Here is a 25,964-nt window from a genome sequence, read left to right as displayed (position 1 = left end):
TTTATTTCGAACGTGCTTCATCTATTCCACTAATCTTTGATTTAAATTCAATGATTGCAAATGATGTGTTAAATGTATTGTAACATGTTAATATCACTATTAACTTTCATTTCAGTTGAAATACTATATAATAAAAGTAACAAAAAGTACGGAGGTAATGACATGAGCATAGTTCAGTTATATGATATTACACAAATAAAATCGTTCATTGAACATTCGAATTATGAATCAGCATCATACTTATATAAACTTCCTCAACAGTACAATGAAATAGATGTATTAATAACCGATGCGATTAAATCACCTGGTGTATTTTCGATTAAAGAAAACGATTCAATCAAAGCAATCATATTGTCTTTTGCATACGATAAAAATAAATTCAAAGTCATAGGCCCTTTCGTGGCTGACAATTATGTATTATCTGTCGATACGTTTGAAACGCTATTTAAAGCAATGACTTCGAACCAACCTGACGATGCCGTCTTTAACTTTTCTTTTGAAGAAGGCATTCAACAATACAAATCATTAATGAAAGTTATTCAAGCAAGTTATAACTTCACTGACTATTACATAGAAGCCCGTACAAGATTAGAAGAAGATATGCACCAACCAAATATCATTCCTTATCACAAAGGGTTTTATCGTGCTTTCAGCAAATTACACACAACTACATTTAAATATCAGGCACAGTCACCACAAGATATCATTGATAGTTTAGACGACCATCATCATTTGTTTTTATTTGTTAGCGAAGGTTTACTTAAAGGTTATTTATACCTTGAAATTGATTCACAACAGTCAATCGCCGAGATTAAATACTTCAGTTCTCATGTAGATTACCGTTTGAAAGGTATCGCTTTCGAGTTGCTTGCGTATGCATTGCAATATGCTTTTGATAATTTTGATATTAGAAAAGTTTATTTTAAAATTCGTAATAAAAATAATAAACTCATCGAACGATTTAATGGTCTAGGTTTCCATATCAACTATGAGTACATTAAATTCAAATTCGAATCACGTAACGTAAAAGATCAAACAATCCCTGAATAAAATACCAAGCAAATACCCTACAGTACATCATTAGCATGTATTGTGGGTTTTTCTACTTTTTGTAAATATTGAAAATTATAAGTAGTTGTTTTTTACTATTAGGGCAGAATGCTTTACAATAACATGCAAGTGTCAATTAAGGGGAGCACTTGCATAAATAGTATAGGAGAGTGAGTAGTCTTGCAATTTCTTGATTTCTTAATCGCACTTTTACCTGCTTTATTCTGGGGAAGTGTCGTTCTTATTAATGTGTTCGTCGGCGGTGGACCTTACAACCAAATTCGTGGTACGACGCTAGGCGCACTCATTGTTGGATTAGGTTTACTTATTACTGGTTTCGCAAAATTCAATAATCCTACTGTAATTATTGTCGGTCTTATTTCTGGTGCATTATGGGCGTTTGGACAAGCGAATCAGCTTAAATCTATTAGTTTAATCGGTGTATCAAATACTATGCCAGTTTCTACAGGTATGCAATTAGTTGGTACAACATTATTCAGCGTTATCTTTTTAGGTGAATGGTCTTCAATGACTCAAATTATCTTTGGTTTAATCGCCATGATATTATTAGTTACTGGTGTAGCACTTACTTCACTTAAAGCTAAAAATGAACGTCAATCAGATAATCCTGAATTTAAAAAAGCAATGGGTATTTTAATTGTATCTACAGTTGGATATGTAGGTTTCGTTGTACTTGGTGACATCTTTGGTGTTGGTGGAACTGATGCATTGTTCTTCCAATCTGTCGGTATGGCAATTGGTGGCTTTATCCTATCCATGAATCATAAAACATCACTTAAATCAACAGCACTTAATCTATTGCCAGGTGTGATTTGGGGAATTGGTAACTTGTTCATGTTCTATTCTCAACCAAAAGTTGGTGTAGCTACAAGTTTCTCATTATCACAGTTACTTGTTATCGTTTCAACCTTAGGCGGTATTTTCATTTTAGGAGAAAGAAAAGATCGTCGTCAGATGACGGGTATTTGGGCAGGTATTATTATTATCGTGATAGCTGCTATAATTCTAGGTAATTTGAAATAGAAAGTTAAATACTCATGTAACGTAAAAATGTAATCACTTCTGAAAATAACCATTCACTTATAGAATGATTAAAATTAATTTTCGGGAATTTTACGTTGAATGTTCCTCTATATGTCCTAGGAAATACGTGGCTCTAAAAACAAAACGCAATAACACATCATGACATTAATCATGCGTTTTAAGACTTTAAAATTAGCGATACTTTTAAAATCTTGATGATATTCATATATCAAGTATGCGCCATACATATGAAGTGGATAGCTGCATAACGCACTGCATTATCAACTTGAATGTATGAGTTGAACAACTATGTCATAAATAAAAGCCCCCTTTTCACAATATACATTTACATATTGTGGTAAAGGGGGCTCTCATTTTCTACGAATACTAAAATGGATTTTATTTTCAAATGTGTAAACTAGACAAACACTGCCTGATACACGTACAAAATAATGATACTAATAATGATTGTCAAATTGGTCGTCATACCTATAAATGGCAGTGTTCGATATTTAAACTGAATACCATAAGAAATAATTGCAACACCTACCGGGAACATCCAAGTGACCAACAATGTCGTCTTAATCATATCATCTGATACTGGTAACAACACATATACTAAAAATCCCGCAACTAATGCTAATCCATAATGCAAACATAAATATTTAATAGTAGCAGGTATATACTTTCTTTCCAGAGTAAAATTCAACATGACACCTAGCAAAATCATTGATAACGGCATATTTGCATGGGAAAGTATGCTAAAGAAATCGATTGCCACATGTGGTAAATGGATGTGACTTATATTCAATATAAACATTACAATGTATGTAACGAGTGGCACTGATTGTAATAATTTCTTACCTAAATATTTAAAATCGAATTGATCACTACCTTCACTAAAGTAGCTACCTACAAAGTAAGTAATTCCAAACATCACAAAGGCACCACCTATATCAGCCATAACAAAATAAATAAGTCCCGTTTTATGCCATATCACTTCAATTAGTGGATATGCAAACAATCCAATATTCATAGCACCAGTCATCATACCTACTGATCCACGCATGTGATTATCATATTTTCTAAAAAACCAGACAGCAATCATTTTCGCCACAATACCATATATAATCATTAAAATTGGTAAAATGGAGAATGACAATTTTAATTCTGCACTGTTTAAATTCACAATAACTAAAGATGGGAGTGTGACATTAAGAACTAATGTAGCAATGACTTGACTATCTGTTGCTTTTATAAAATTAATGCGCTTCAAAAAGTAACCAAGCGCAATTAATAAAATAATCATAGTAAATTGTTCTGTCACTGTTATCCCTTCTTTCAATAATCTTCATAATTTATAACTTTAACATACTCCACAGATATTTTAGAAGTCTACTGTTTCATGCTATAATCTACATTAAATGCACTTAATTATATTTCAAAGGAGTGTTATAGTATGTCTTTAGAAAACCAACTAGCCGAACTTAAATATGATTATGTTCGTCTTCAAGGTGACATAGAAAAACGGGAATCTTTGAATTTAGATACTTCCGCACTTGTTCGTCAACTTAAAGATATTGAAAATGAAATTAGAAACGTTCGTGCTCAAATGCAAGATTAATAATCTATCATTCAAGCAATAAATGCTTTTTGTTACATAAATTTGACTAGCATTGCTCTGAATACGTTATATTGATGAATTGCTTCATTTTTCGCTCAATTACATCTAGAATCACAAGATGTTGTCGTGTTATGATTTAGTGTTTCATTAACAACATACACGCATATCTATCCCAACACTGCTATTTATGTTTTCTACGCTGCTGTACTACATGAACCCTTTGAAACGGAGAGGAAGTTATCATATGCAATTTTATCTGATTTTACTAGCAATACTTTATCTAATTGTTAGTTTTATTAGTATTTTTAAAATGGAAGTTGTATTTACTCGCATTTTGAGAATTATTATGGGTGTGTTGTTATTATTCGTCTTAGCATTAACGACGATGAGTTTTCCAAAAGAGAATTGGTGGGTATTTATCGTCTTATTACTCTTAGTCGGTAATGTCGAAGTGACAGGATTTAAAATGCTTAAAAAAGATCTAAAAGGCGTAAACATCTTGAATTTAATGTCATTATTTATCTTTGTCATATATTTCATCTTAACCATCGTATTATTCTAAGTAATAAACAAAATATGCAATAACATAATTGCAACCTTATTTTATTATCGGATTACATGTTGAATGCCAGTATTGTTTTATTAACACATCGATTAAATCGCACGTGAAATAAGGTCTAAAATTTCAAATTTTAAAAAGCCATAAAAGTAGTCAATATCATGACCGCTTTTATGGCTTTTATATTATCTATCGTTTAGTGAATCGTTTTTTTAAAGTAAAGAGAATTTCATATATTACTGGTACAACTACAAGTGTTAATAAAGTTGATGAAATTAAACCACCAATAACTGTAGCAGCTAATCCTTTCGAAATAAGAATCGAGCTATCTTGACCAAATAACAAAGGAACTAATGCACCAATTGTTGCAATCGCCGTCATTAATATCGGTCTAATTCTAGTACCGCCTGCTTCGATTAATGCTTCTTTCATCTCCATGCCCTGTTGCTCATTATTAATAACACGGTCTATTAACACAATGGCATTTGTTACTACGATTCCAATTAACATTAGCATACCAATTAAACTTGGTACTGATATTGTTTCTCCTGTGATTAATAGTGCAATAATTACACCGATAACTGTAAATGGTAAAGAGAATAAAATTGTAAATGGTGCTAGGCCACCTTTAAATGTAATAACTAGGATTAAATATACGATAATGATTGCAGCTAACATTGCAAAGGCTAATTGTGTCATTGCATTGTTAATATCATCTGATGCACCACCGATATTAACCTTTACATTATTCGGTTTGTCCAAATTATTTATTTTAGACATCACTTGTCGTGTTGTGCCACCCACATCTTTATTTGTTACTTTAGCAGATACCGTCGTTGCATAATCTCCTTGTTCTTGCGTCAATTTACTTGGTGTCGTTGTTTTAACTAACGTAGCGATATCTCCCAATTTAATCGTACCACCAGTCGGCTTTTTCAAAGTTATATTATTCAACTTATCTTCTGACCAGTCTGTTTGCTTATTTTGTTTGACTTTAACATCAACAGTTTTACCATTTTCTTTAACAGTCGTAACTGTTTTTTCTGGTAAGTTTTCATTCAAGTCCATTGCAAGTTGACTTGCAGAAATACCATTTTCTGCCGCTTTATTTTGATCGACTTTAATTTCATACTGATCATATGTTTGCGATAAATCAGATTTGACATTGGCTAGTCCTTTAACCTGTTTCATTTTCTGTTCAATATCTTTTACAGTTGATTTTATGGCATCCATTGATGGACCTTTTACAGTAACCTCTACAGATTTATTACCTGCACCTGTTCCTAAATCTTGATTTTTCCACTCTCCAGGATGTTTAAAGCCATCTGCATGTTTAATAACCTTATCCGCTTCTACATCAAAATTAGGCGTGTCATTATCATATTCAACCATGATTGCCATACTATTTGTACTACCCGTTGGATCTACTGGACTACTACCGCCAACTGAGTATTGAATTGTTTTTACATGCTTTTTCTGTTTTAAATATTTTTCAACATCTTTCGCATGATTCAACACTGCTTGCTCCGTTTCACCAGGCTTCGGTGTATAAGTAATAGCTAAAAATTTATCGTCACCTGCTGAAATAAAGCTAGTGCCTAGTCTCGGTCCTCCAAATACAATAGTTGCAACCAAAATTAATGTACTTAATATAATTACAATCCACTTATGATTTAATGACCAATGTAATACTTTTTTATAAGTTGTACTAACAACACCTAATCCTTCTTGATGTTGTTTATTACGACGTTTAACGCCTTTTTTAAATAGTGTAGCTGCCAACGCTGGAACGAGTGTAATTGACACTAATAACGATGCTAATAAACTAAATGCAATAGCCAATGCAAAAGGTCTAAACATTTCGCCTACTGAACCTGATACAAACACAAGTGGTAAGAAGACGATAATAGTAACTAGTGTCGATGACATTATTGGTTTAAATACTTCAGTTGTCGCACTGATAATTAAATTTTCACCTTTTAGTTGTTCTTCTGAATCTGTTAAGCGTCGATAAATATTTTCAACAACTACAATCGAATCGTCTATCACACGTCCAATCGCTACTGTTAATGCACCTAACGTTAGTATATTCAATGAAACATCACTCAATTTCAGAGCAATAAGCGCCATAAGAAGTGATAACGGAATCGATATAATAGAAATTGCCGTCGTACGAATGTTTCTTAAAAACAGCAAAATAACTATAATTGCCACGATTGTACCTAATGATGCTTTTTCAACCATCGTATAAAGTGATTTCTCAACAGGCTTTGCAGTATCCATTGTTTTTGTGACATTAAAATCTTTATTTTCATCAACGAATGTATCAATTTTACGTTGTACATCTTTGGCTACTTGAACTGTATTGGCATCTTGAGCTTTAGTTATTTGTAAATTAACCGCATCCTTGCCATTCGTTTTAGAAATAGAAGTACGCACATCACCAACTGTAATATCAGCTAAATCTCCTAGTTTCGCTGTCGGCATACCACTTATATTATTTGATGCTGACGCTTTTGAATTTTGCTGCGGTGATGCCTGATTAACATCTGACATGGCTGAATTTTGTTTATTGTCACTTTGGGATTGAGATTGCCCTTGTCCTCCTGCCAACGTTAATGGAATATTTATGTTTTTAAAAGCATCAACAGATTGATATTGACCATCAACAACAATTGATTTATCTTTATCACCAAATTGGAACAATCCAAGTGGTGTTGTTCTTGTTGCCGTTTTTAGATAGTTTTCTACATCATCAGCAGTCAATCCATATTTTTCAAGTTCATTTTGCTTAAATTTAAGGGTGATTTCACGGTTCGTCTGCCCATTTAATTGCGCATTTTGCACACCATCTACCGTTTGTAATTTTGGTATTAATTGTTCATTCAGTACTTTCGTTACTTTTTTCAAGTCATTCTCTTTATTTGAAAATGAATATGCTAAAACCGGAAAAGCATCCATCGAATTACGTCTTAATTCTGGTTGACCAACTTCATCTTTAAATTTAATTTTATCGATTTCTTTTTTAAGCTGTTCTTCTGCTTTATCCATATCTGTATTATTTTCATATTCAACTGTTACAATTGAAGCATTTTGTATGGATTGCGTTTTAACATTTTTCACATATGCCAACGATCTTACTTGATTGTCAATTTTACTACTTATTTCATCTTGGGTACTTTGTGGCGTTGCACCCGGCATTGTTGTTGTAACTGAAATAACTGGATTTTGTACATTTGGTAGTAATTCTAATTTCAATTTAGCACTCGCGTATACACCGCCCAAGACAACTAAAACAACCATTAAAAAGATAGCAAACTTATTCCCCAAAGAAAATTGTAATAGTTTTTTTATCACAGTACTTCCCCCTCTTTCACTATATTCAAAAATATTTTACTCAACCATTCTATATTGTGTAAAAAAATCTGAACGCAAATGACAGTCTTATGAGCGTTCAGATTTCAGTCGTTAATCTATTTTCGTTTTAATTTACGAGATATTTTAATTTTAGCTTTTGTTAAACGCGGTTTAACTTGCTCAATTAATTGGTACAATGGCTGATTCAATACATAATCAAATTCACCAATCTTTTCACTTAAGTATGTTCCCCACACTTTTTTAAATGCCCATAAGCCATAATGTTCTGAGTCTTTATCTGGATCATTATCTGTACCACCGAAATCGTAAGTTGTTGCACCATGTTCACGTGCATACTTCATCATCGTATACTGCATATGATGATTTGGTAAAAAATCTCTAAATTCATTAGAAGACGCACCATATAAGTAATATGATTTTGAGCCAGCAAACATTAATAGTGCACCAGAAAGATAAATACCTTCAGGATGTTCCTTTTCTAAAGCTTCTAGGTCTCGTTTTAAATCTTCATTTTTAGCAATTTTATTTTGCGCATCATTAATCATATTTTGCGCTTTTTTAGCTTGCTTTTCAGATGTTTCCATCTTCTGCTGCCATTTAGTAATTTCGGCATGAAGTTCATTCAATTCTTGATTTACTTTCGCTATATTTTCTTTTGGATCCAACTTTACTAAAAATAGTTCAGCATCTCCATCTTCATGCAACGCATCATAAATATTTTCAAAGTAACTAATATCACGCGTTAAGAAGCCATCGCGTTCCCCAGTGATTTTCATTAATTCAGCAAATGTTTTTAAACCTTCTCTATCAGATCGTTCCACTGTCGTACCTCGCTTTAAAGCCAAGCGCACTTTTGAACGATTTCGGCGTTCAAAACTATTTAATAACTCATCATCATTTTTATCAATTGGTGTAATCATAGTCATACGTGGTTGGATGTAGTCTTTTGATAAACCTTCTTTAAATCCTTTATGTTTAAAACCAAGCGCTTTCAAATTTTGCAAAGCATCTGTACCTTTATCAACTTCAACATCAGGATCGATTTTAATTGCATACGCTTTCTCAGCTTTAGCAATTTCTTTTGCACTGTCTAACAATGCATTTAACGCTTCTTTATTACTATAATCAACAACAAAACCACGTGAAATATAACATAGCGTATACGGTAATTTAGGTACTTTTTTAAAAAGTAACTGCGCAACACCCTGAACTTCACCGTCACGACCTACAGCGATTCTTCGCGCGTACCATCCAGTTAATTTCTTTGTTTCTGCCCATTTCGTTAATTGTAATAAATCTCCATTGGGGTGGGATTTAACAAATGCGTCATGTTCCTGATTAGTGATATGCATCTTTTCCATGATTTATGATATCTCCTTCTATTTAACAATACCTTTAATTATACAGTTTGTATCTTATAGTGTCGATTCAGAGCTTGTGTAAGATTTGAACTCTTATTTTTGAAATGTCCATGCTCCAATTAATAGTTTAGCAAGTTCAAATTTACCCATTTTAATTGTGAATCATTTTATATCTATGTTTCGTGTTAAATTTAATGTTATCGTACAATTAATACTTTTCAACTAGTTACCTATACTTCAATATACTTTCATCATCTAACACGATATTCATTTCTAAAATGAACCAACTTGACTTCAATGAATAAATTTTTCCTCAAGCAACCACATTAATGTTCATATACAATTACCCCTGTTATAATGTCAATAATCTAACAATGAGGTGTTTGATATGAGAACAATTATTTTAAGTCTATTTATAATTATGAACATCGTTGCAATCATTATGACATTGAGTCAACCTCTCACCGTGAATTACTTTAGTTTACGGGTTATACTTATCTTTTTCACATTTATATTATCAATCTTTTTCATTTTAATTAAGTCATCACGATTAAATAATATATTAACGATTCTTTCCATTGTGCTTGCCATTATTCATATGGGCATTCTCGCTCATAGCACTTACGTATATTTATACTAATGGTTCAAAGCGATAAATAGCACCTCTGATAAAAATTGAATATGGTGAAGTTGCTTGTGCGTCTTTTATGATAACCGAATGATATTTTGAAACTTTACCATCTTCAATTCTAAAATAAATATCATCATTTTTTAAAATCAAATCTGTGTAATGGTCATTCTCTTCTACAATGTCCATATCAAACCATTTCAACCAATTCGATACTGTTTGTGATCGGTTTTTACTTTTCACAATAACAGTTTCAATTGAAAATTGTTTTTGAAAATATTTTTGCAATTTTTTAGTACGCATGGAATCACTTTCTTCCCATTGAATAAAAAATGGTGGCTTAATTTCATCATCATCCTGATTCATTATATAAAGCAATTGCCACTTTACCTTACCATCTTTATGTGTATCTCTTTCCATTTGAATCGGACCTACTACTTCAACCCGCTCACTTTGTAGTTTATTTTTAACTGCCTCAATATTATTTGTACGCAAACAAATATTTTTAAAGCCTTGCTCATACTTCTCTTGAACAATTTGAGTAGCAAAAGCGACTCCACCTTCTATCGTTTTTGCCATCTTTTTCAACTTTTCATTATTTTCTACATCCAGTAGCTCAATATAATTTTCATTGATATAACCTAATTTATTGAATGTTCCATATTTATGATGATACCCACCTGAATGTAATTTTATAACATCTCCTGGAAAACTAAACCGATCTAACTGATCTATATAATGAATGATGTGATCAAATTTCAATATCATTAGTATCCCCCTATTTACATGTAATTACGCTTATTTTAACAAAGTATAAATATTTTTGCTCTTAATAATTATATATTGATTTCTAATTGCTCCCGTTTTATAATTACTATTGTTGTAAAAAGGTTAGCTAAGCTAACTATTTTGTCTTAGGAGATGTCACTATGCTATCACAAGAATTTTTCAATAGTTTTATAACAATATATCGCCCCTATTTAAAATTAGCCGAGCCGATTTTAGAAAAACACAATATATATTATGGCCAATGGTTAATCTTACGCGATATCGCTAAACATCAGCCCACTACTCTTATTGAAATTTCACATAGACGTGCAATTGAAAAGCCTACTGCAAGAAAAACTTTAAAAGCTCTAATAGAAAATGACCTTATAACAGTTGAAAACAGTTTAGAGGATAAACGACAAAAGTTTTTAACTTTAACACCTAAAGGGCATGAATTATATGAGATTGTTTGTCTTGATGTACAAAAGCTCCAACAAGCAGTAGTTGCCAAAACAAACATTTCGCAAGATCAAATGCAAGAAACCATAAATGTGATGAATCAAATTCATAAAATATTATTAAAGGAGACACACAATGACTAATCAAGGCTCATTAAATAAATCACCTATTTTCACCAAAAGTTTTACAATCAACTTTTTTGTCAACTTTATCGTATACCTATGCATGTATTTGTTACTTGTAGTTATTGCTGGCTATAGTAAGCAAGCTTTCGACGCTTCCGATTCATTAGCCGGATTAGTTGTAGGACTATTTATTGTCGGGTCTTTAATTGGTCGATTTGCTACAGGTAAATTTGTAAATCAAATCGGACCTAAACGATTATTATTTATTGGTTTAATTGCTTTAATTATCACGCAATTACTTTATTTTATTGATGGATCTTTAGCTTTTTTAATCTTTGTACGTCTCATAAACGGTATCGCAACTGCAGTTGTGACAACTGCAACAGGTACTATTGCGGCATACGTTACCCCTGTTAATAGAAAAAGTGAAGGCATCAGTTTATTTTCCTTAAGTTTAGTATTAGGTACAGCGATTGGCCCATTTCTAGGCATGTTACTTATTACAAAATACCCAATTGATTTACTGTTTATTATTTGTGTCATATTAGGCATACTCGGACTCATTATCTCATTATTTATAAAAGTTGATTTCGAAGTAACAAATAATAAAACTGAAACTAATGTCATTGATAAACCAAGATTTAGTATTCATCAATTTATTGCAAAAGAGGCCATTCCTGTTGCTGTAATTATGCTTTTAATTGGCGTTACCTATGCGTCCATCCTAACTTATTTACAAGCATTTGCTTTAGAGCGACACCTAGTAACTGCAGCAAGCTATTTCTTTATTTGCTATGCTATAGCATCGTTAATTACTAGACCTATTGCTGGTAGATTGATGGATGATAAAAATGAAAATATTATTGTCTACCCAGCATTTATCATGCTTTTCCTTTCATTTGTATGCTTAATTTCAAGCTATCAAAGCTGGTTAATATTACTTGCTGGTGCTTGCCTAGGTTTAGGGTATGGAAATTTATCATCTGCAATGCAATCTATTGCGATAAAAGTCTCACCTCCGATTAAATATGGTATCGCGACATCTACTTTTTACGTTGGTCTAGATGCAGGTGTCGGCTTCGGTCCATCATTCCTTGGGTTATTTACTCATATGTTTTCATATAGTGAAATCTTCGGCTTTATGGCCGCTTTAGCAATCATTACTATGCTTGTTTACTTCTTAATTCATGGACGTCATGTAACTAGAAATGCCATGAACTAAATATTTATATTCAAAAATAAAAAGCATGCCAATCTCTATTCATCATTTGTCTGTCCCCAAGACGCAATTATGATGTACTGATTGGCATGCTTTTTAAGTTTTTAGTTTGTAACGCTTAACACTTCTATTTCTTTAGTAATTTTATCTAACAATTTCTTTTGAGAAGTACTATAGAAATAGAATACTTGTCTTTCATCCGTTTCAGAACGCAATTTAGAAATAAGCTCTTTTTTATAGATTTTACGGATAATCACATCGATTTTACTTGTATCCCATAGCATTTCAAAATGTAATGTATCTCTCAATTCTTTACCGCTAATCTTTTCAGCTTCATACACTTTAAAAAGTACTACAAATTCTTCAATTGAAATCTTATGTGTTGTTTTTAACCAGTGCTTTAACTGACTTAACTCCCTTTCTGCTTCTATAAAACGTTGAACTTTATTACTCATAATATGATGCCTCCTATGTTTCTTCTTAGATGTTTGTAATTCATATTATTATACAATTACTTAAATTTATTATATATCAAACTTAGCATTTTATCTATTACAAATATTAAATTGCTGGCTATATCTTGTTTAGATTTATATCTTTTGGACAACTTGTTGTTTATTCGACAACATTTATACCTAAAAAAGATATATTACAACTCAATGGCATGGAGTGTGACATCAATGTTAAAGAACCACTAAAGATTTATTATGTAGTGATTCTTAAGAGTAGGATAGAAATGATATTCTCATAAAATTTATTTCGTTGTTCCCCAACTTGCATTGTCTGTAGAATTTCTTTTGAAATTCTCTATGTTGGGGCCCCGCCAACTTGCACATTATTGTATGCTGACTTTTGTCAGCTTCTGTGTTGGGGCCCCGTTCCGCAACTTGCATTGTCTGTAGAATTTCTTTTTGAAATTCTCTATGTTGGGGCCCCGCCAACTTGCACATTATTGTATGCTGACTTTTCGTCAGCTTCTGTGTTGGGGCCCCGCCAATTTGTAAAAACTTTAAAAACGATCATTTCTATTAAATCTGGCATAGATATGACCGTTTTTACTTTAATAAATAATATTGTATTTTAGGGAGTAAGACAGAAATATTAAAACATCTCTAATGATTTAATATGTAGTGGTCCCTACACATTAACCACCAATATAATTCATGTTTATCTTTTTACGTTGACGATTGGCAACTGTTTGAGCAGTTCTCTCATCTGAATATCGATCATCTCTTATTTGCCATAAAGCTTTAAATTGTTCTTTTAATTCTTCGTCGGTCACGCCAGAACGAATAAACGCTTTAACGTTAAATCCATCGACAGTTGCAAATAAACATCCGTAAAACTTCCCATCTGATGACAGCCTTGCGCGTGTACATGTAGAACAAAATGATTGTGAAACACTTGTAATCAAACCAAATTGAACACCATTATCCTTATGGCGATAATATTTTGCTACTTCCCCAAAATATTTTGGTTCTACAGGATCGATTTCAAAGTGCTGCTCTATCATTGTAAGCATTTCATCTTTAGTTACAACTTTACTGAAATCCCATCCATTATCATTACCAACATCCATAAATTCTATAAATCGAATCTCTATATGTTTATCTTTAAAATATTCAAGCATTGGTATGATTTGATCATCGTTAATACCTTTTTGTATAACAACATTTACTTTTACATTCAAACCAATAGACGTCGCGTAATCAATTTGTTCTAAAATCGTAGTCGCTTTAATATTACGATTATTGATTGATTGAAATAGCGTATCATCAATAGCATCCAAACTGACATTAATTCTGCGCAGCCCAGCATCATATAACTTTTGTCCATGCTTTTTTAATAACAAACCATTTGTAGTCAAACCAATATCTTCAATACCATCGATTTGATTTAATTTAGCTATAAGTACATCTAAATCCCGTCGCATCAATGGTTCTCCACCTGTAATGCGTATTTTTTTTACACCTAATTCTGCATATACCTTAGCGATTCTAGCCATTTCATCAAACGTTAAAAGTTCATTTTTAGGTAAAAATACGAAATCATCTCCAAATACCTCTTTAGGCATGCAATAATCACACCTAAAGTTACACCGATCTGTCACAGATAACCGTAAGTCACGGATGGGACGTCCTAGTTTATCTTTTATTTGTTCTACCATTTGTGGACCTCCTAACAGCTTACAATTTTTGAATTAAAGCGTCCAAATCATGCTGATAATTTATATTTTTGTACCAATATGAGGGCGCATCTACATCCCTTACATCCAAATAATCCGTTGATAATTCATGATATACATTTTTAAAACTGTAATTATCAGAATGTAGTGCTTTAGTTATAGCGCCTAATGCATTCGGACTATAAAATGCAATTGTTGGAATAAAACGTCCATCTTCTTTAAAAGCTGCGACATCTAAATGATTTTCAATAAGATGAGAAACTAAAAACTGATACAACGTGCTTACAGCTTTACCAGTAATCATTGGTGTATCAACAGAAACGACAAAAAACAATTCTTCTTTAGGATGTTGCTTCATGATTGTATAAATTCCTGCTAATGGACCTTTATCATTATGATTCTCATCATCTATAACAACATTTGGATATTTAAATTGCGTTGCCAATTGCGCATTTGTACTAATAATAATTTCATTGAACATATTTGTTGATTCTAATGTCTTAATTACTCTACTATAAAAGGTCTCACCGTTCACTTCCGCAAAAGCTTTGGGCTTACCAAATCGCACTGAATGACCACCTGCAAGAATTATTGCTTTCATGCTCCCTTAACCTCCACTAACCGGTGGAATTAATGCAACAGTATCATTAGGTTGAATGAAATCCGATTTTTGTACAAATTCCTCATTTACAGCAACTTGAAACTTTTTATTATTGATTTGCGGATAACGTTCAAACAATAAATCTTCAAATTGTTGTACAGTCAATGCTTGTTCAAGCACAATATCTTCCTGTGCTTTTTGTAATATATCTTTAATTTCTGCGAAGTAAAGTACCTTCATCTCTCTTATTCCTCCCTCTTCGCTTCTTCATAATTCCCTTTTTGATGCCCTTGCCATTTTGAACCATCTTCCCAAATTTCTTTTTTCCAAATCGGAACAATTTCTTTTATACGCTCAATTGCATATTCATTTGCTCGATAGGCATCTTTACGATGCGGTGAAGAAACCGCAATTAATACAGCGATATCTGAAATTTGTAATGGCCCTATTCTATGAACAATACTCGTTATCGTTCCAGGCCATTTTTCATTTATTTCATCTCCAATTTGTGCCAATTTCTTTTCAGCCATTGGAATATACGCTTCATATTCTAAATATTCCGTTTTGACGCCTTTAGTCCATTCGCGAACATGACCGGTAAAAACAACTACTGCACCTTGATATTCATTTATAGTGAATTCACGATATTGTTCTGTTTGTATCGGTTCTGTCACGATTTCAAATTGTTTCATTCATTTCAATCCTCTATGTTAATTGTGTATCACAATCATTTTTAATTTTATTTAATAACCATTGCTCAAATGCTGTAAAATCTTCATGCTCCCTTACATTAATGCTATAACAAACATTCGACAATTGTTGTAATACTTGCAACTCTTCTTCATTTCGATAGACTACGACTTTTTCAAAATCAGCATTTTTAAAGCCTTCAACTAATACGATATTGGTGTCAATTGTAACAGATTTTTCAATAATTTGAGTAAGATTTTGATTATCTACACGTGTTACAGTTTGCTGATATTGAAAACCTTGTACAATACTTTGATCTGCCCCCGCTTCAAAATGCTTCATGTGATCGACGTCTGAATCCTGTAATTGAATATCTTCCTTACCATGCCCATGATGTTTAATAGTAGCAACTGTATAACCATGTGACTTTAAGAAAGAGACAATATGCCTCATCAATGTTGTCTTACCAGACTTTTTGTAACCTACAATTTGTAAAATCATAAAAGAAGTTCCTCTTCAGCAGCGTCAGATTCAGTCAATATAATATCTACTGTATGCCCCGCTTTAAAACCACGTGACCCTCCTGGTAACATGACCATACAGTTAGCATGTGCAATCGCTACAACCGCACCTGATTTATTGAATCCTGAAGGTACTACAGTAGCTCCAGCACTTGTTAACGTTGCTTTAGCACGTATAAATCGTGTGAATGGGTTTGCCTTGGTAAAATCTTCCATTAATGTTGCTTTAATTATTTGCGGGAAGACTTCTAGTGCGCCACACATATGTTTAACAGCTGGTTTCACAAATAGTTCAAATCCTGTAAAACAAGCTGATGGATTTCCAGATAATCCAAACAAATACTTTCCATCTACAAATGCAACCGTTGTTACGCTACCAGGACGCATTGCTACTTTATTAAATAACACTTCCGCCTTTACAGCCTTATAAATCTCAGGTAAATAGTCAAAATCTCCAACAGAAACTCCGCCCGTTGTAATAACGATATCATGTTTTTCCATAGCTTCTTTAACGACTTGGATGCCACTATCTAAATCATCTTTTTGTGTTTTGTAAATACCAACTTCAAGACCTAATTTTTCTGCTAAGGCACGAATCATTGGGCCATTAGAGTTACGAATTTTTCCATCTTCTAATACATCATTAACATCTAATAATTCGCTTCCTGTTGCAATAACAGCGACACTCGGTTGCTTAATAACTTTAACCTCTGCATAGCCATATGTTGCAAGGACCGCGATAGCCCCTGGATTAATTACTTGTCCTTTTTTTAGAACAACATCGCCTGTCTTTGTTTCTTCACCTTTTAAAGATATATTTTCATTTTTTGAAAATGGTTTACGAATTGTAAATGTATCTTCTAGTTCAATCGTTTGTTCAAACATAACAACAGCATCTGCGCCATTAGGTATTTGTGCTCCAGTCATAATACGCACCGCTTCGTGATCCCCAACTAATTTATCAGAAACTGAACCTGCACCAATATGATCAATCACTTTAAACTCAATGCGATTCTGACCACTTGCCCCTTGTGAATCAACACTGCGAATTGCAAAACCATCATAAGGTGATTTATCAAACCTTGGTATATCATAAGTAGCTACAATATCTTCTGCTAAGATATGATTTAGACTTTTTTCAAGTGCTACCGTAATTGCCGGCATTGAACTCTGCTGATTAACGATACGTTGAATTGCTTCTTTAACTGGGATTGGGTTTCTTTTTTCTACTACCATTAAAAATCATCTCCAAAACTTTTATTTTTTCATGATATACTAGATGCACTAGGAGGGGTAAAATGACTGAGTTTACTCATATTAATCAACAAGGCCACGCCAAAATGGTCGATGTATCAGACAAACAAATTACAAAAAGAACTGCTGTCGCTCATTCAAGCATTACTGTAAATGAAACTATTTTTAAGCAGATTTCTAATAACACCAATACCAAAGGCAATGTATTGAACACTGCTCAAATCGCTGGTATTATGGCTGCCAAAAATACATCAACACTTATTCCGATGTGCCATCCATTACCATTGACTGGCATAGATGTTCACTTCAGCTGGGATGAAACAAATGCACCCCTTTATACTTTAAACATTCAAACAACTGTCTCTACAACTGGCAAAACCGGTGTTGAAATGGAAGCTTTAACCGCTGCATCAGCAACGGCTTTAACCATTTACGACATGACGAAAGCAGTTGATAAAGGTATGATTATTGGCGAAACCTACCTTGAAAGCAAGTCTGGCGGTAAATCTGGAGATTTTCAACGCCAATCAAATCAATAAATTATTTTGTAAGCTCATGAATCAGATGATTTAATTCTGGTTTAATGAGCTTTTCTAATGCTAATTTAACTGCGCCTGTTGATCCTGGAATCGAAAATATCAATTTATTATTAACTGTACCTGCTACAGCACGAGACAATAATGCACGCGTGCCAACATCTTCAACATAACTCAAATATCTAAACAATTCCCCAAAGCCTTCTATCTCTTTAGTTAAAAGTGGTTTTACTGCTTCAATCGTCACATCACGTTGTGCAATACCTGTTCCACCAGTCGTAATGATGACATCAATATCTTCTTCTAACCACTTCTTCACCTGCGTCGTGATGGCTACTTTTTCATCTTTCACAATTGTATAATGTGCGTCACTCACTTCAACGTCATCTGCTTGTAATAGTTGGCGCACGCATTGACCACCTTTATCTGTATCAAAGTCTCTAGTATCTGATACCGTTAGTACGGCTGCTTTAACTGTACGATTCAATTTAACGTTTTGATGTTCGCCCATAATATTACACTCCTTTTGTCTTATCTTTTTTTATCCAAACAATAAATTCATTAGATGTGTGGCATCTGATGTGCGTGTCATGCCATGTATTAAAAACCTTCCACCTTTAAAAGCAACAATGCGGTGTCCTTTAAATTCAAACATAACCATATACGAATTACTGCGATAATTTAACTGATGTTGTTTTAAAAATTGAACAAGAATGTCGTGTGTAATTGATGCATTTTCATACTGTACAGTGTCTCTACCACACAATGTTGCATAACGTTGTTCATTCTTGTTTAAATACGGATAACTTGGTACATCTCCACAAGTTGTACAGTCTGAACGTTGCATTTTACTGAAACCAAATGAATAATGACTACCTTCCCAAATATCGCCATAAGTTATTTTTGTGTCAATTGGTTGTTCCGTTAATACTTTCATCGCATCTCTTAATTGTAAACTTGTTGCCATCGTCACGGCAGGTTGAATGACCCCTACTGTATCACATGTTAAATTTAATGCTGGCAATTGTGGTACCAAACAGTTAAAGCAAGGTGTTTTACCAGGTATAAATGCAGCTTCTGTATATGTACTCTGTACAACACCACCATAAATCCAAGGTATACGATATTTATATGCAAAATCATTAATCAGTTGTCGTGTTTCAAAGTTATCGGTTGCATCAATAATAACGTCAACGTCCTGTCCATGTGTTTCCAAAAAATAATAATCCACATGGGCAATATAATCATCAATATCAACATCACTACGTAACGCTAGCAAATGCTTTTTAGCTGCAACCACCTTAGGCATCATTTTCAAAGCATCTTCTTCAGTAAACAATGTTTGTCTTTGTAAATTACTAAATTCAATATAATCTCTATCAACAATGATTAGTTTGGCAATGCCTGCTCTAACAAGTCCTTCGGCCACATGTGTACCTAATGCGCCCATACCAATAATCAACGCACATTTTTGATTTATTTTGCTTTGACCTATTTCACCTATTTGTTTAAATAAAATTTGCCTTGAATAACGTTCTTGACTCACATTAAGTTATCCTTTCTTTTTATCATTACTTTCATTATATGACGCGCGTCAATGTCTCTCAAAAAAACTGCCCCTAAAAAAGAGTTTAAAACATCATTAAAATGCTGATAGAAGCATTCACTTCTACAATTTTAAATACGTTCTAAACTCTTTAATGGCAAATAAATGATTACCCAATTGTAATAATTTCATGAGCCATTTGTTCTGCTTCATAGTTTGAATGTGTCACAAATATGATTGGTATTTGCCATTCGTTGAAAATACGTTTAACTAATGTAATACTCTCATCTTTTGTAGTATCATCCAAACTAGAAAAAGGTTCATCTAATAAAATTAAATCTGGTTTCGTGCTAAGTGCACGTGCAAGTGCTACACGTTGTGCCTCTCCACCTGACAATGTCATAGGATATTGTTTCATCAAATGATCAATGTTTAAAGTTTGAATTAATTGATCGATGTGTTCAGATGGTTCAGCCATAAAAGTAATATTTTTATAGACCGTCATATTAGGAAACAATTGGTAGTCTTGAAACAGATATCCAATACGTCGTTGTTGAATTTTAACATTCACGTTTTTTGCCGTATCAGTAAGTAATTGCCCATTCACTTCGATAATAGCTTCATCTGCTTTACGTAATCCGGCAATCATATTTAAAACAGTAGTTTTACCAATGCCAGATGGACCACGAACTGCATAAATTTTTGGTTCAGTATCATCTATATTGATGCGAATTAAAGTGTTCTTTAATTGATATTTCACATTGATTTTAAGCATCTAGTCGACCTCCTTATATTTATCTTTATTCAATAAATTAATTGTAGATATAACCACAATAGAGAATGCGACTAGCACTAATACCCATAACCACGCTTCATTTTCTCTACCTTGTTCCACTAAGAAGTATATTTCTAAAGGTAGTGTATTCGTTTTATTTGGAATATATCCTGCAACCATTAATGTAGCACCAAACTCACCTAATGCACGAGCAAAACTCATCATTATACCTGCTAAAATAGAGCGTTTAGCTAATGGTAAAATTAATTTGAGGAAAATTTTCGTTTCACTTGCTCCCATCGTTCTAGCTGTATTAATCATTTTCGTGTCTATACCTCTGAAGCCTTGCACAGTATGTTGATACATTAGTGGAAAACTAACAATGACAGATGCTATCACAGCACCTGTCAAAGTGAACACTACAGGTAAATGTAGTACATTCGCAAAGAATTGACCGATTGGTCCTCTTGGCGAGAAGATGATTAATAGAATAAAACCTAATACCGTTGGCGGCAAAACAATAGGTAATATCAATAAACTTTCCAATACTTTAACCCACGAACCCTTACGACGATACAACCATTTAGATATAAAAATACCTAAAACCGTTACAATAATCGTACTGATTACAGCAACTCGTATTGATATCCAAAAAGGTGTTAAGTCAGGCATGGATTACAACTCCTTATGCTGCAAAGTGGTATTCTTTTAGTATTTCTTTAGCTTTATCTGATTTTAAGAATTCCATCCACTCTTTTGCTAATTTACTATCTGATGTAGCACCAGCTTCGTATGTGATTGGCTTCTTAAGTTCTACTTCTTTAATTACTTTTACAGTATCAATTTTTTTATTTTGTTTATATAAGTCAGTTTTATACACAAAACCTTGTTTCGAATTACCCTTTTCAACATAATTTAATACTTGTTTTACATCTTTAGCATAAACGATTTTACTTTCGACTTCTTTAAATAAGTTATTGTTATCTAAATACTGTTTCGCATATTTTCCTGCTGGTACAGTTTTCACTTCACCTAATGCTAATTTATCATTGTCTTTTAAGTCTTTTACTGAAGTGTAATTTGAATCTTTATCACCAATTAATACTAGACTATTTTTCGCATATTTATATGTATCATGCGCTTTATTCTTGTCTTTTAATACATCTACATCTTTAGTATTTGCAGACATAAATACGTCAACAGGTGCGCCTGATTCAATTTGTTTTCTTAATGTCCCTGATCCACCATAGTTAAATTTAATATCAGCATTTTTATGCTCTTTTTTAAATTCTGAAGCTAATTTCTTGGTTACATCTGTTAAACTTGCTGCCGCTGCAACTTGAATCTCTTGTTTCTTACCATTGTCTGCGTCATCTTTTTTACTTTCATTATTATCGTTAGAATTAGAGCAACCAGCTAATACTAAAAGCATTGCAATCACAACAGCAAATAAACGTTTCAATTTCATTGAGTGAACCCCCATTTTTAATAATATTTACATTTTCATTATACACTTACTATTATATTTGAAAAGAACCGTTGCCTGTTTATATATTGATTCAAACAATTGTCAAATTTGCATAAGATTGATATTTATTAATTGATGCCCTAGTATGTATATTCTCGAATTCAATTTAAATCAAACAGATTGCTCGCTATTAATTTTTATCAATCAAATTTCAAACTTAAGCAAATATGTTAAAATTTTAAGCAAATTGCTTTAAAATAAAGTTTAAGCTAATTAAAGGGGTTAGATAATGAACAAAGATGTATCTTTAGGTCAACCAATTGTTAGATATGAAGATGGAAAATTATTCAATACAACAGATCAATATGTGACAGAATTTCCACTTACAATTATGGTGAATGGTGAAGAATTTGCGACTGTTATATGCAGTCCAACAAACCTTGAGGAGTTAGTCATTGGATTTCTGGCTTCGGAAGGTGCCATTTTAAAGCGAGATGAATTAAAATCTGTACTGATTGATGATAGTAAAGGTTTTGCCCATGTTGAACTTAATAAAGATTTAGGCGATCGCTTTCAATATTCCACAAAACGAATGATTGCATCTTGTTGCGGAAAGAGTCGTGAGTTTTATTTTCAAAATGATGCTGCTATCGCTAAAACATCTATGTCTAAAATCACTTTAACTCCAATGCAAATTATTAACATGATGACTCGATTACAAAGTGCAAGTCATATTTACCAAGAAACAGGTGGCTTACATAATGCTGCTATAAGCGATGGTTTGACATTTTTTGTACATCGACAAGACATTGGTAGACATAACGCTCTAGATAAATTATATGGATTTTGTATCCAGCGACATATTACTGTCCGAGATAAAGTATTAATTTTTAGTGGACGTATTTCATCAGAAATTTTAATTAAAGCCGCGAAAATCGGTGTTGGCGTCATTTTATCTAAATCAGCTCCGACAACGCTTGCTGTAACCTTAGCTAATGACCTAAATATTACGGCAGTAGGATTTATTCGAAATGGTGGCTTTAATATATACAGTCATCCAGAACGTATCATTGATTCTGAACAATAACATATTCATTATAGTGTGTCATAATGAACGATATTCTACATGAATCAACAATATAAAAGCACTATTTTTATAAGTATAAGTAGCTCAAAATAATTTAAAAAGCAGTAAGTTGATTTCTACTCGAAACCAGCTTACTGCTTTTTTATTCTAATACAAACATATCATCAATCGTTAATTTCCAATATCTTCTTTTAATATTTGATAACAAAACGATTGATAGACATAACCTTGCTTTGCATACATATCTTTTGCTGTATCTTCACCATCTGTAACTAATATGATTGGTTTATGATTTTTTGATATGGCGTATTCACCTATCAACGATTGAATTGTAGATCCAATTCCTTGGTGTCGAAATTGTTCTAATACACCAAATCCATCTAATTCAATGTAATTTTCACTTTCAATGACATCTACAACGCCAATAGGTTCATTATTTAAATAAGCTACTAAGCGTTTAATCACATCTTTTTGATAATGTTCCCTTACCATTTCTTCATGTGCATCTGCATAGTCTTTTCCAAATGGTAAACTAAATTGATATGCAACTTTTAAATAGGCATCTATATGCGACTCGTCAACGATGGCAATTTCAACGTCAGAGTTACGCGGCAAATTGGCAAGCGCATCACTTTCTATGGCATACAATTCCATAATACCTAGTTCAAAATTCATATCTTTAAACATAGCCATCCAATGATTATCAAGTTGTTCATTTTCCGGGAAACTAAACGCATAATGATTTGAACCTTGATTTGTATGTAATTGATGTTGACGTTCTAAGTCTTTCAGCCATCGCTCTTGGGTAGGCGTCTTTTTATATATCCATGTGTTGCTTGTGTATCGTTGTGGAAAAGAAGGCGTTAAATAAATCAACTGCTCGTCGTCATTTTCAAATATAGTGCCGTTACAATATATATCTGACATACTTATACTAGCCATTGACACCTACTCCTTTCACTTTTATAAATTTCAAAGCAACTTATTCAATTACTTTACTATCTTAAATATGATTATTTTATTCCCATAATTTGACGAAACTGCGAGTGATTAAGTAAAGCTGTACCAATCAAACTTGCTACAATTGCTTTTAATATATCACCAGGCAAATAAGCTAATGAAATTGAAATAGCTTTCGTAAATGGTATGTTAATAATCATGCCCATAATCAATGTACCAATAACATCTAATGCTATAACACCAAAAACTAAAATACCAACGAATAAAATCCAGAAATTAATTTCATTGATGAATCTATCTCGAATCGCACCAATCATGAATGCTACAACTGGATATAATAGTAAAAACCCTGCTGAAGGACCTGCGAATACACCGATGCCACCGCGACCACCTGATAACAATGGCAAGCCAGCAACTACTAATAATAAAAAGACGATAACACTTAATGTGCCATATTTACGTCCTAAAATCACACCTGCTAAGAAAATACCAATGTTTTGAAGTACAATTGGTACTGAAGAAAATGGTAGTGGAATTACCGGTACCAATCCTAAAATAGCGATAATCGCTGTCATTAAAGCTGTATATACTAACTGTTTTGTTGTCATTTTTTACTTCCTTTCGTATTTCATGACCATTATTATAGCACCATTGTAAACTTTAAGAAACGAAAAGTTTACAATAAGTTGTTCTATATAAATTAAAACCTTAATTATTCTACACAGCTGTTAATTTACTTTTTTAGCAAGTGCAGTTATATAATCAAAAAATGCGTTGTTATCTACATGATTTATGACATTAATTTTGCGCCCATCTTTACACTCAAATGTCTTACCTTGACTTGGTCCATAACTTATTACATCGACTTTTTTCTCAATTGAATGAACCAAGTCCTTGTTACCAATATAAGCAGTCGTTAAAACATCCCATAAAAAGTAAGTAGAATTTGTTATAAAGTGTGTTAATGGTGGTACCGCTGCATAACTTACTCCTAAAAAATCAATGCCCGTATATTGGCGTTCATTCGCCCATCTTTGTCTAACATCTAACGTTAGCGGTACTTGATTCGTACTTTCTAAAGCAACCATATCAATCTCTATATCGCTATCAAAAACAATTTTAACCGCTTCTGGATCCCAATATGCATTCCATTCTGCAGAACCATCATGCTCAGGTTCTTCAACATTTCCTTTTGGTAAAAAGGTGCCACCCATCCAAACTAATTTTTCTATATACTGAACGATAGATGAATCTTTTTGTAGTGCTTTTGCTAAATCTGTAAGCGGGCCTGTAAATAATAATGTTACTTTTTCTGATTGTCTCTTTAAAGTTTGAATAATGTCTTCAAAGGCTTCTTTGTCGCTCACATTTGAAGCAACATGTTTGACTGGCTCATTTAAAATTGGCAATGCGTCCATAAAAAAGGCATGCATACGCCATTCTTTAGGAAATGGATTTTTTCCTCGTTCATATGATGGCGCAACTTGAATATCTTCATTTGAAAAACGATTAATAATTTTTACTGATGCGCTCAAAGATGGCTCTAAATAACAATCAGCACCAATTGTACTGACCCCTATCAATTGAACGTTTTCCATTTGTAATAATAAAAATAGAGATACTAAATCATCTACACCACCATCGTGGTTAAAATAAACTTTCTTAGTCACTCGAAATCCCCCTTACATTTCATTTTCCATTAACAATATTATGTTTTTATAAAACGTTGTTATATATCTTTCTACAAAATCATAACATTCTGTTGTAATCCTTTTAAACCTCTTCTTTAATTGAAAGCCATTCCCTGATATCCCTTCCATAAAGTATGCACTAAAATAATTATGATATAACTTATTAATAAAGAGATACATTGAGCTATTTTCTCAGGTATACTACTTTAGCTATAATAATACTAATCTATCATTAATTAAATTGAACGATAACAACGGCACTTATTATTTAAAAAAATACAAATATCTAACTTTCTAGCTATAAAAATAAGTCAAGTCCAGACTCCTGTGTAAAATGCTATACAATGTTTTTACCATTTCTACTTATCAAAATTGATGTATTTTCTTGAAGAATAAATCCATTCATCATGTAGGTCCATAAGAACGGCTCCAATT

General features: G+C 32.8%; 31 protein-coding genes. 10 read left to right on the top strand and 21 right to left on the bottom strand.

What is annotated here, in order from left to right:
* Position 1: 1 nt before the first annotated feature.
* Positions 2–97, bottom strand: coding sequence for a hypothetical protein (locus tag IDG63_RS06560; RefSeq protein WP_001790553.1), 96 nt, complete (start codon positions 95–97; stop codon positions 2–4).
* A 65-nt stretch (positions 98–162) separates the two neighbouring features.
* Between IDG63_RS06560 and IDG63_RS06555 the strand changes: the two genes are divergently transcribed.
* On the top strand, positions 163–1,050 hold the full coding sequence (locus tag IDG63_RS06555; RefSeq protein ID WP_086095923.1) for a GNAT family N-acetyltransferase: 888 nt from the start codon (positions 163–165) through the stop codon (positions 1,048–1,050).
* 180 nt (positions 1,051–1,230) lie between these two features.
* Positions 1,231–2,094 (top strand): GRP family sugar transporter, encoded by an 864-nt coding sequence (locus IDG63_RS06550; protein WP_001159898.1) that lies wholly within the window; start codon positions 1,231–1,233, stop codon positions 2,092–2,094.
* Between the two features lie 116 nt (positions 2,095–2,210).
* Here IDG63_RS06550 and IDG63_RS06545 read toward each other — a convergent pair whose 3' ends face one another.
* Entirely contained in the window at positions 2,211–2,342 is a 132-nt protein-coding gene (locus IDG63_RS06545; RefSeq protein ID WP_001789121.1) for a hypothetical protein, read from the bottom strand.
* 170 nt (positions 2,343–2,512) lie between these two features.
* Positions 2,513–3,421, bottom strand: a complete 909-nt coding sequence (locus IDG63_RS06540; RefSeq protein ID WP_000139179.1) for an AEC family transporter — start codon at positions 3,419–3,421, stop codon at positions 2,513–2,515.
* Between the two features lie 132 nt (positions 3,422–3,553).
* Here IDG63_RS06540 and IDG63_RS06535 point away from each other — a divergent pair, with 132 nt between their 5' ends.
* Together IDG63_RS06535 and mspA are read left to right on the top strand one after the other, a co-directional pair.
* Positions 3,554–3,718 carry an SE1832 family protein gene (locus tag IDG63_RS06535; RefSeq protein WP_000051206.1) on the top strand — a complete coding sequence of 55 codons (165 nt, stop codon included), beginning with the start codon at positions 3,554–3,556 and terminating at the stop codon, positions 3,716–3,718.
* A 244-nt stretch (positions 3,719–3,962) separates the two neighbouring features.
* A complete protein-coding gene (mspA, locus tag IDG63_RS06530) occupies positions 3,963–4,280 on the top strand; it encodes a membrane stabilizing protein MspA (RefSeq protein WP_001161085.1) in 318 nt (105 codons plus the stop codon).
* A 186-nt stretch (positions 4,281–4,466) separates the two neighbouring features.
* Here the strand turns inward: mspA and IDG63_RS06525 are convergent, their stop codons facing one another.
* Entirely contained in the window at positions 4,467–7,634 is a 3,168-nt protein-coding gene (locus IDG63_RS06525; RefSeq protein ID WP_000592311.1) for an efflux RND transporter permease subunit, read from the bottom strand.
* Positions 7,635–7,750: 116 nt separating this feature from the next.
* Positions 7,751–9,016, bottom strand: coding sequence for a lipid II:glycine glycyltransferase (femX, locus tag IDG63_RS06520; protein WP_000413866.1), 1,266 nt, complete (start codon positions 9,014–9,016; stop codon positions 7,751–7,753).
* Positions 9,017–9,404: 388 nt separating this feature from the next.
* Here femX and IDG63_RS06515 point away from each other — a divergent pair, with 388 nt between their 5' ends.
* Positions 9,405–9,656: a hypothetical protein gene (locus IDG63_RS06515; protein ID WP_001566779.1), complete on the top strand. Its 252-nt coding sequence runs from the start codon at positions 9,405–9,407 to the stop codon at positions 9,654–9,656.
* Here the strand turns inward: IDG63_RS06515 and IDG63_RS06510 are convergent.
* The gene (locus tag IDG63_RS06510; RefSeq protein ID WP_000600973.1) at positions 9,648–10,412 is read right to left on the bottom strand and encodes a VOC family protein; all 765 of its coding nucleotides are present in this window, start codon (positions 10,410–10,412) and stop codon (positions 9,648–9,650) included. The genes IDG63_RS06515 and IDG63_RS06510 overlap by 9 nt on opposite strands.
* Positions 10,413–10,573: 161 nt before the next feature.
* On the opposite strand from IDG63_RS06510, the gene IDG63_RS06505 reads away from it, so the two are divergent.
* Together IDG63_RS06505 and IDG63_RS06500 are read left to right on the top strand one after the other, a co-directional pair.
* Positions 10,574–11,014 carry a MarR family winged helix-turn-helix transcriptional regulator gene (locus IDG63_RS06505; RefSeq protein ID WP_000951060.1) on the top strand — a complete coding sequence of 147 codons (441 nt, stop codon included), beginning with the start codon at positions 10,574–10,576 and terminating at the stop codon, positions 11,012–11,014.
* A complete protein-coding gene (locus IDG63_RS06500) occupies positions 11,007–12,218 on the top strand; it encodes an MFS transporter (protein ID WP_000184413.1) in 1,212 nt (403 codons plus the stop codon). The genes IDG63_RS06505 and IDG63_RS06500 overlap by 8 nt, the downstream gene beginning before the upstream one ends.
* Positions 12,219–12,319: 101 nt before the next feature.
* Here the strand turns inward: IDG63_RS06500 and sarV are convergent, their stop codons facing one another.
* Positions 12,320–12,670, bottom strand: a complete 351-nt coding sequence (gene sarV / locus IDG63_RS06495) for an HTH-type transcriptional regulator SarV (protein ID WP_000066900.1) — start codon at positions 12,668–12,670, stop codon at positions 12,320–12,322.
* Positions 12,671–12,795: 125 nt separating this feature from the next.
* On the opposite strand from sarV, the gene IDG63_RS06490 reads away from it, so the two are divergent.
* Complete coding sequence (locus IDG63_RS06490) at positions 12,796–12,966, top strand: hypothetical protein (protein ID WP_031835033.1); 171 nt, start codon at positions 12,796–12,798, stop codon at positions 12,964–12,966.
* 393 nt (positions 12,967–13,359) lie between these two features.
* Here the strand turns inward: IDG63_RS06490 and moaA are convergent, their stop codons facing one another.
* From moaA to IDG63_RS06460, 6 genes are read right to left on the bottom strand one after another with little or no spacing between them, the layout of a single operon-like run.
* Positions 13,360–14,382, bottom strand: coding sequence for a GTP 3',8-cyclase MoaA (gene moaA / locus IDG63_RS06485; protein WP_000230173.1), 1,023 nt, complete (start codon positions 14,380–14,382; stop codon positions 13,360–13,362).
* A 19-nt stretch (positions 14,383–14,401) separates the two neighbouring features.
* Positions 14,402–15,001, bottom strand: coding sequence for a molybdenum cofactor guanylyltransferase MobA (gene mobA / locus IDG63_RS06480; protein WP_000643992.1), 600 nt, complete (start codon positions 14,999–15,001; stop codon positions 14,402–14,404).
* 6 nt (positions 15,002–15,007) lie between these two features.
* Entirely contained in the window at positions 15,008–15,241 is a 234-nt protein-coding gene (gene moaD / locus IDG63_RS06475; protein WP_000866971.1) for a molybdopterin converting factor subunit 1, read from the bottom strand.
* 5 nt (positions 15,242–15,246) lie between these two features.
* Entirely contained in the window at positions 15,247–15,693 is a 447-nt protein-coding gene (locus IDG63_RS06470) for a molybdenum cofactor biosynthesis protein MoaE (RefSeq protein WP_000808500.1), read from the bottom strand.
* Positions 15,694–15,706: 13 nt separating this feature from the next.
* Positions 15,707–16,192, bottom strand: a complete 486-nt coding sequence (mobB, locus tag IDG63_RS06465) for a molybdopterin-guanine dinucleotide biosynthesis protein B (protein WP_000602937.1) — start codon at positions 16,190–16,192, stop codon at positions 15,707–15,709.
* Complete coding sequence (locus tag IDG63_RS06460) at positions 16,189–17,448, bottom strand: molybdopterin molybdotransferase MoeA (protein WP_000259718.1); 1,260 nt, start codon at positions 17,446–17,448, stop codon at positions 16,189–16,191. Before IDG63_RS06460 ends, mobB begins: the two co-directional genes overlap by 4 nt.
* Before the next feature lie 62 nt (positions 17,449–17,510).
* Between IDG63_RS06460 and moaC the strand changes: the two genes are divergently transcribed.
* Positions 17,511–18,005 carry a cyclic pyranopterin monophosphate synthase MoaC gene (gene moaC / locus IDG63_RS06455; protein WP_000134528.1) on the top strand — a complete coding sequence of 165 codons (495 nt, stop codon included), beginning with the start codon at positions 17,511–17,513 and terminating at the stop codon, positions 18,003–18,005.
* 1 nt (position 18,006) lies between these two features.
* Here moaC and IDG63_RS06450 read toward each other — a convergent pair whose 3' ends face one another.
* The 5 genes from IDG63_RS06450 to modA all read right to left on the bottom strand — a co-directional run bounded on the left by IDG63_RS06450 (position 18,007) and on the right by modA (position 21,791).
* Positions 18,007–18,513 carry a MogA/MoaB family molybdenum cofactor biosynthesis protein gene (locus IDG63_RS06450; protein ID WP_000503820.1) on the bottom strand — a complete coding sequence of 169 codons (507 nt, stop codon included), beginning with the start codon at positions 18,511–18,513 and terminating at the stop codon, positions 18,007–18,009.
* A gap of 30 nt (positions 18,514–18,543) precedes the next feature.
* A complete protein-coding gene (locus IDG63_RS06445) occupies positions 18,544–19,548 on the bottom strand; it encodes a ThiF family adenylyltransferase (protein WP_000076929.1) in 1,005 nt (334 codons plus the stop codon).
* A gap of 169 nt (positions 19,549–19,717) precedes the next feature.
* Positions 19,718–20,323, bottom strand: coding sequence for an ATP-binding cassette domain-containing protein (locus IDG63_RS06440; RefSeq protein WP_000913019.1), 606 nt, complete (start codon positions 20,321–20,323; stop codon positions 19,718–19,720).
* Positions 20,324–20,995, bottom strand: a complete 672-nt coding sequence (modB, locus tag IDG63_RS06435; RefSeq protein ID WP_001113093.1) for a molybdate ABC transporter permease subunit — start codon at positions 20,993–20,995, stop codon at positions 20,324–20,326.
* Positions 20,996–21,008: 13 nt separating this feature from the next.
* On the bottom strand, positions 21,009–21,791 hold the full coding sequence (gene modA, locus IDG63_RS06430; protein WP_100160454.1) for a molybdate ABC transporter substrate-binding protein: 783 nt from the start codon (positions 21,789–21,791) through the stop codon (positions 21,009–21,011).
* A gap of 289 nt (positions 21,792–22,080) precedes the next feature.
* Between modA and fdhD the strand changes: the two genes are divergently transcribed.
* Complete coding sequence (gene fdhD / locus IDG63_RS06425) at positions 22,081–22,878, top strand: formate dehydrogenase accessory sulfurtransferase FdhD (protein ID WP_001030825.1); 798 nt, start codon at positions 22,081–22,083, stop codon at positions 22,876–22,878.
* Between the two features lie 171 nt (positions 22,879–23,049).
* Here the strand turns inward: fdhD and IDG63_RS06420 are convergent, their stop codons facing one another.
* From IDG63_RS06420 to IDG63_RS06410, 3 genes are all read right to left on the bottom strand, one after another.
* Complete coding sequence (locus IDG63_RS06420; RefSeq protein ID WP_000146746.1) at positions 23,050–23,820, bottom strand: GNAT family N-acetyltransferase; 771 nt, start codon at positions 23,818–23,820, stop codon at positions 23,050–23,052.
* Positions 23,821–23,891: 71 nt separating this feature from the next.
* On the bottom strand, positions 23,892–24,446 hold the full coding sequence (locus tag IDG63_RS06415) for a biotin transporter BioY (protein WP_000208736.1): 555 nt from the start codon (positions 24,444–24,446) through the stop codon (positions 23,892–23,894).
* A gap of 120 nt (positions 24,447–24,566) precedes the next feature.
* The gene (locus tag IDG63_RS06410) at positions 24,567–25,508 is read right to left on the bottom strand and encodes a nucleoside hydrolase (protein ID WP_000163416.1); all 942 of its coding nucleotides are present in this window, start codon (positions 25,506–25,508) and stop codon (positions 24,567–24,569) included.
* Between the last annotated feature and the right edge of the window lie 456 nt (positions 25,509–25,964).

The organism is Staphylococcus sp. EG-SA-14 (assembly GCF_017151935.1).
Taxonomy (GTDB): domain Bacteria; phylum Bacillota; class Bacilli; order Staphylococcales; family Staphylococcaceae; genus Staphylococcus; species Staphylococcus aureus.
The sequence above is the reverse complement of the archived record's forward strand: the minus strand, read 5'-3'. Positions and strand labels throughout refer to the sequence as shown.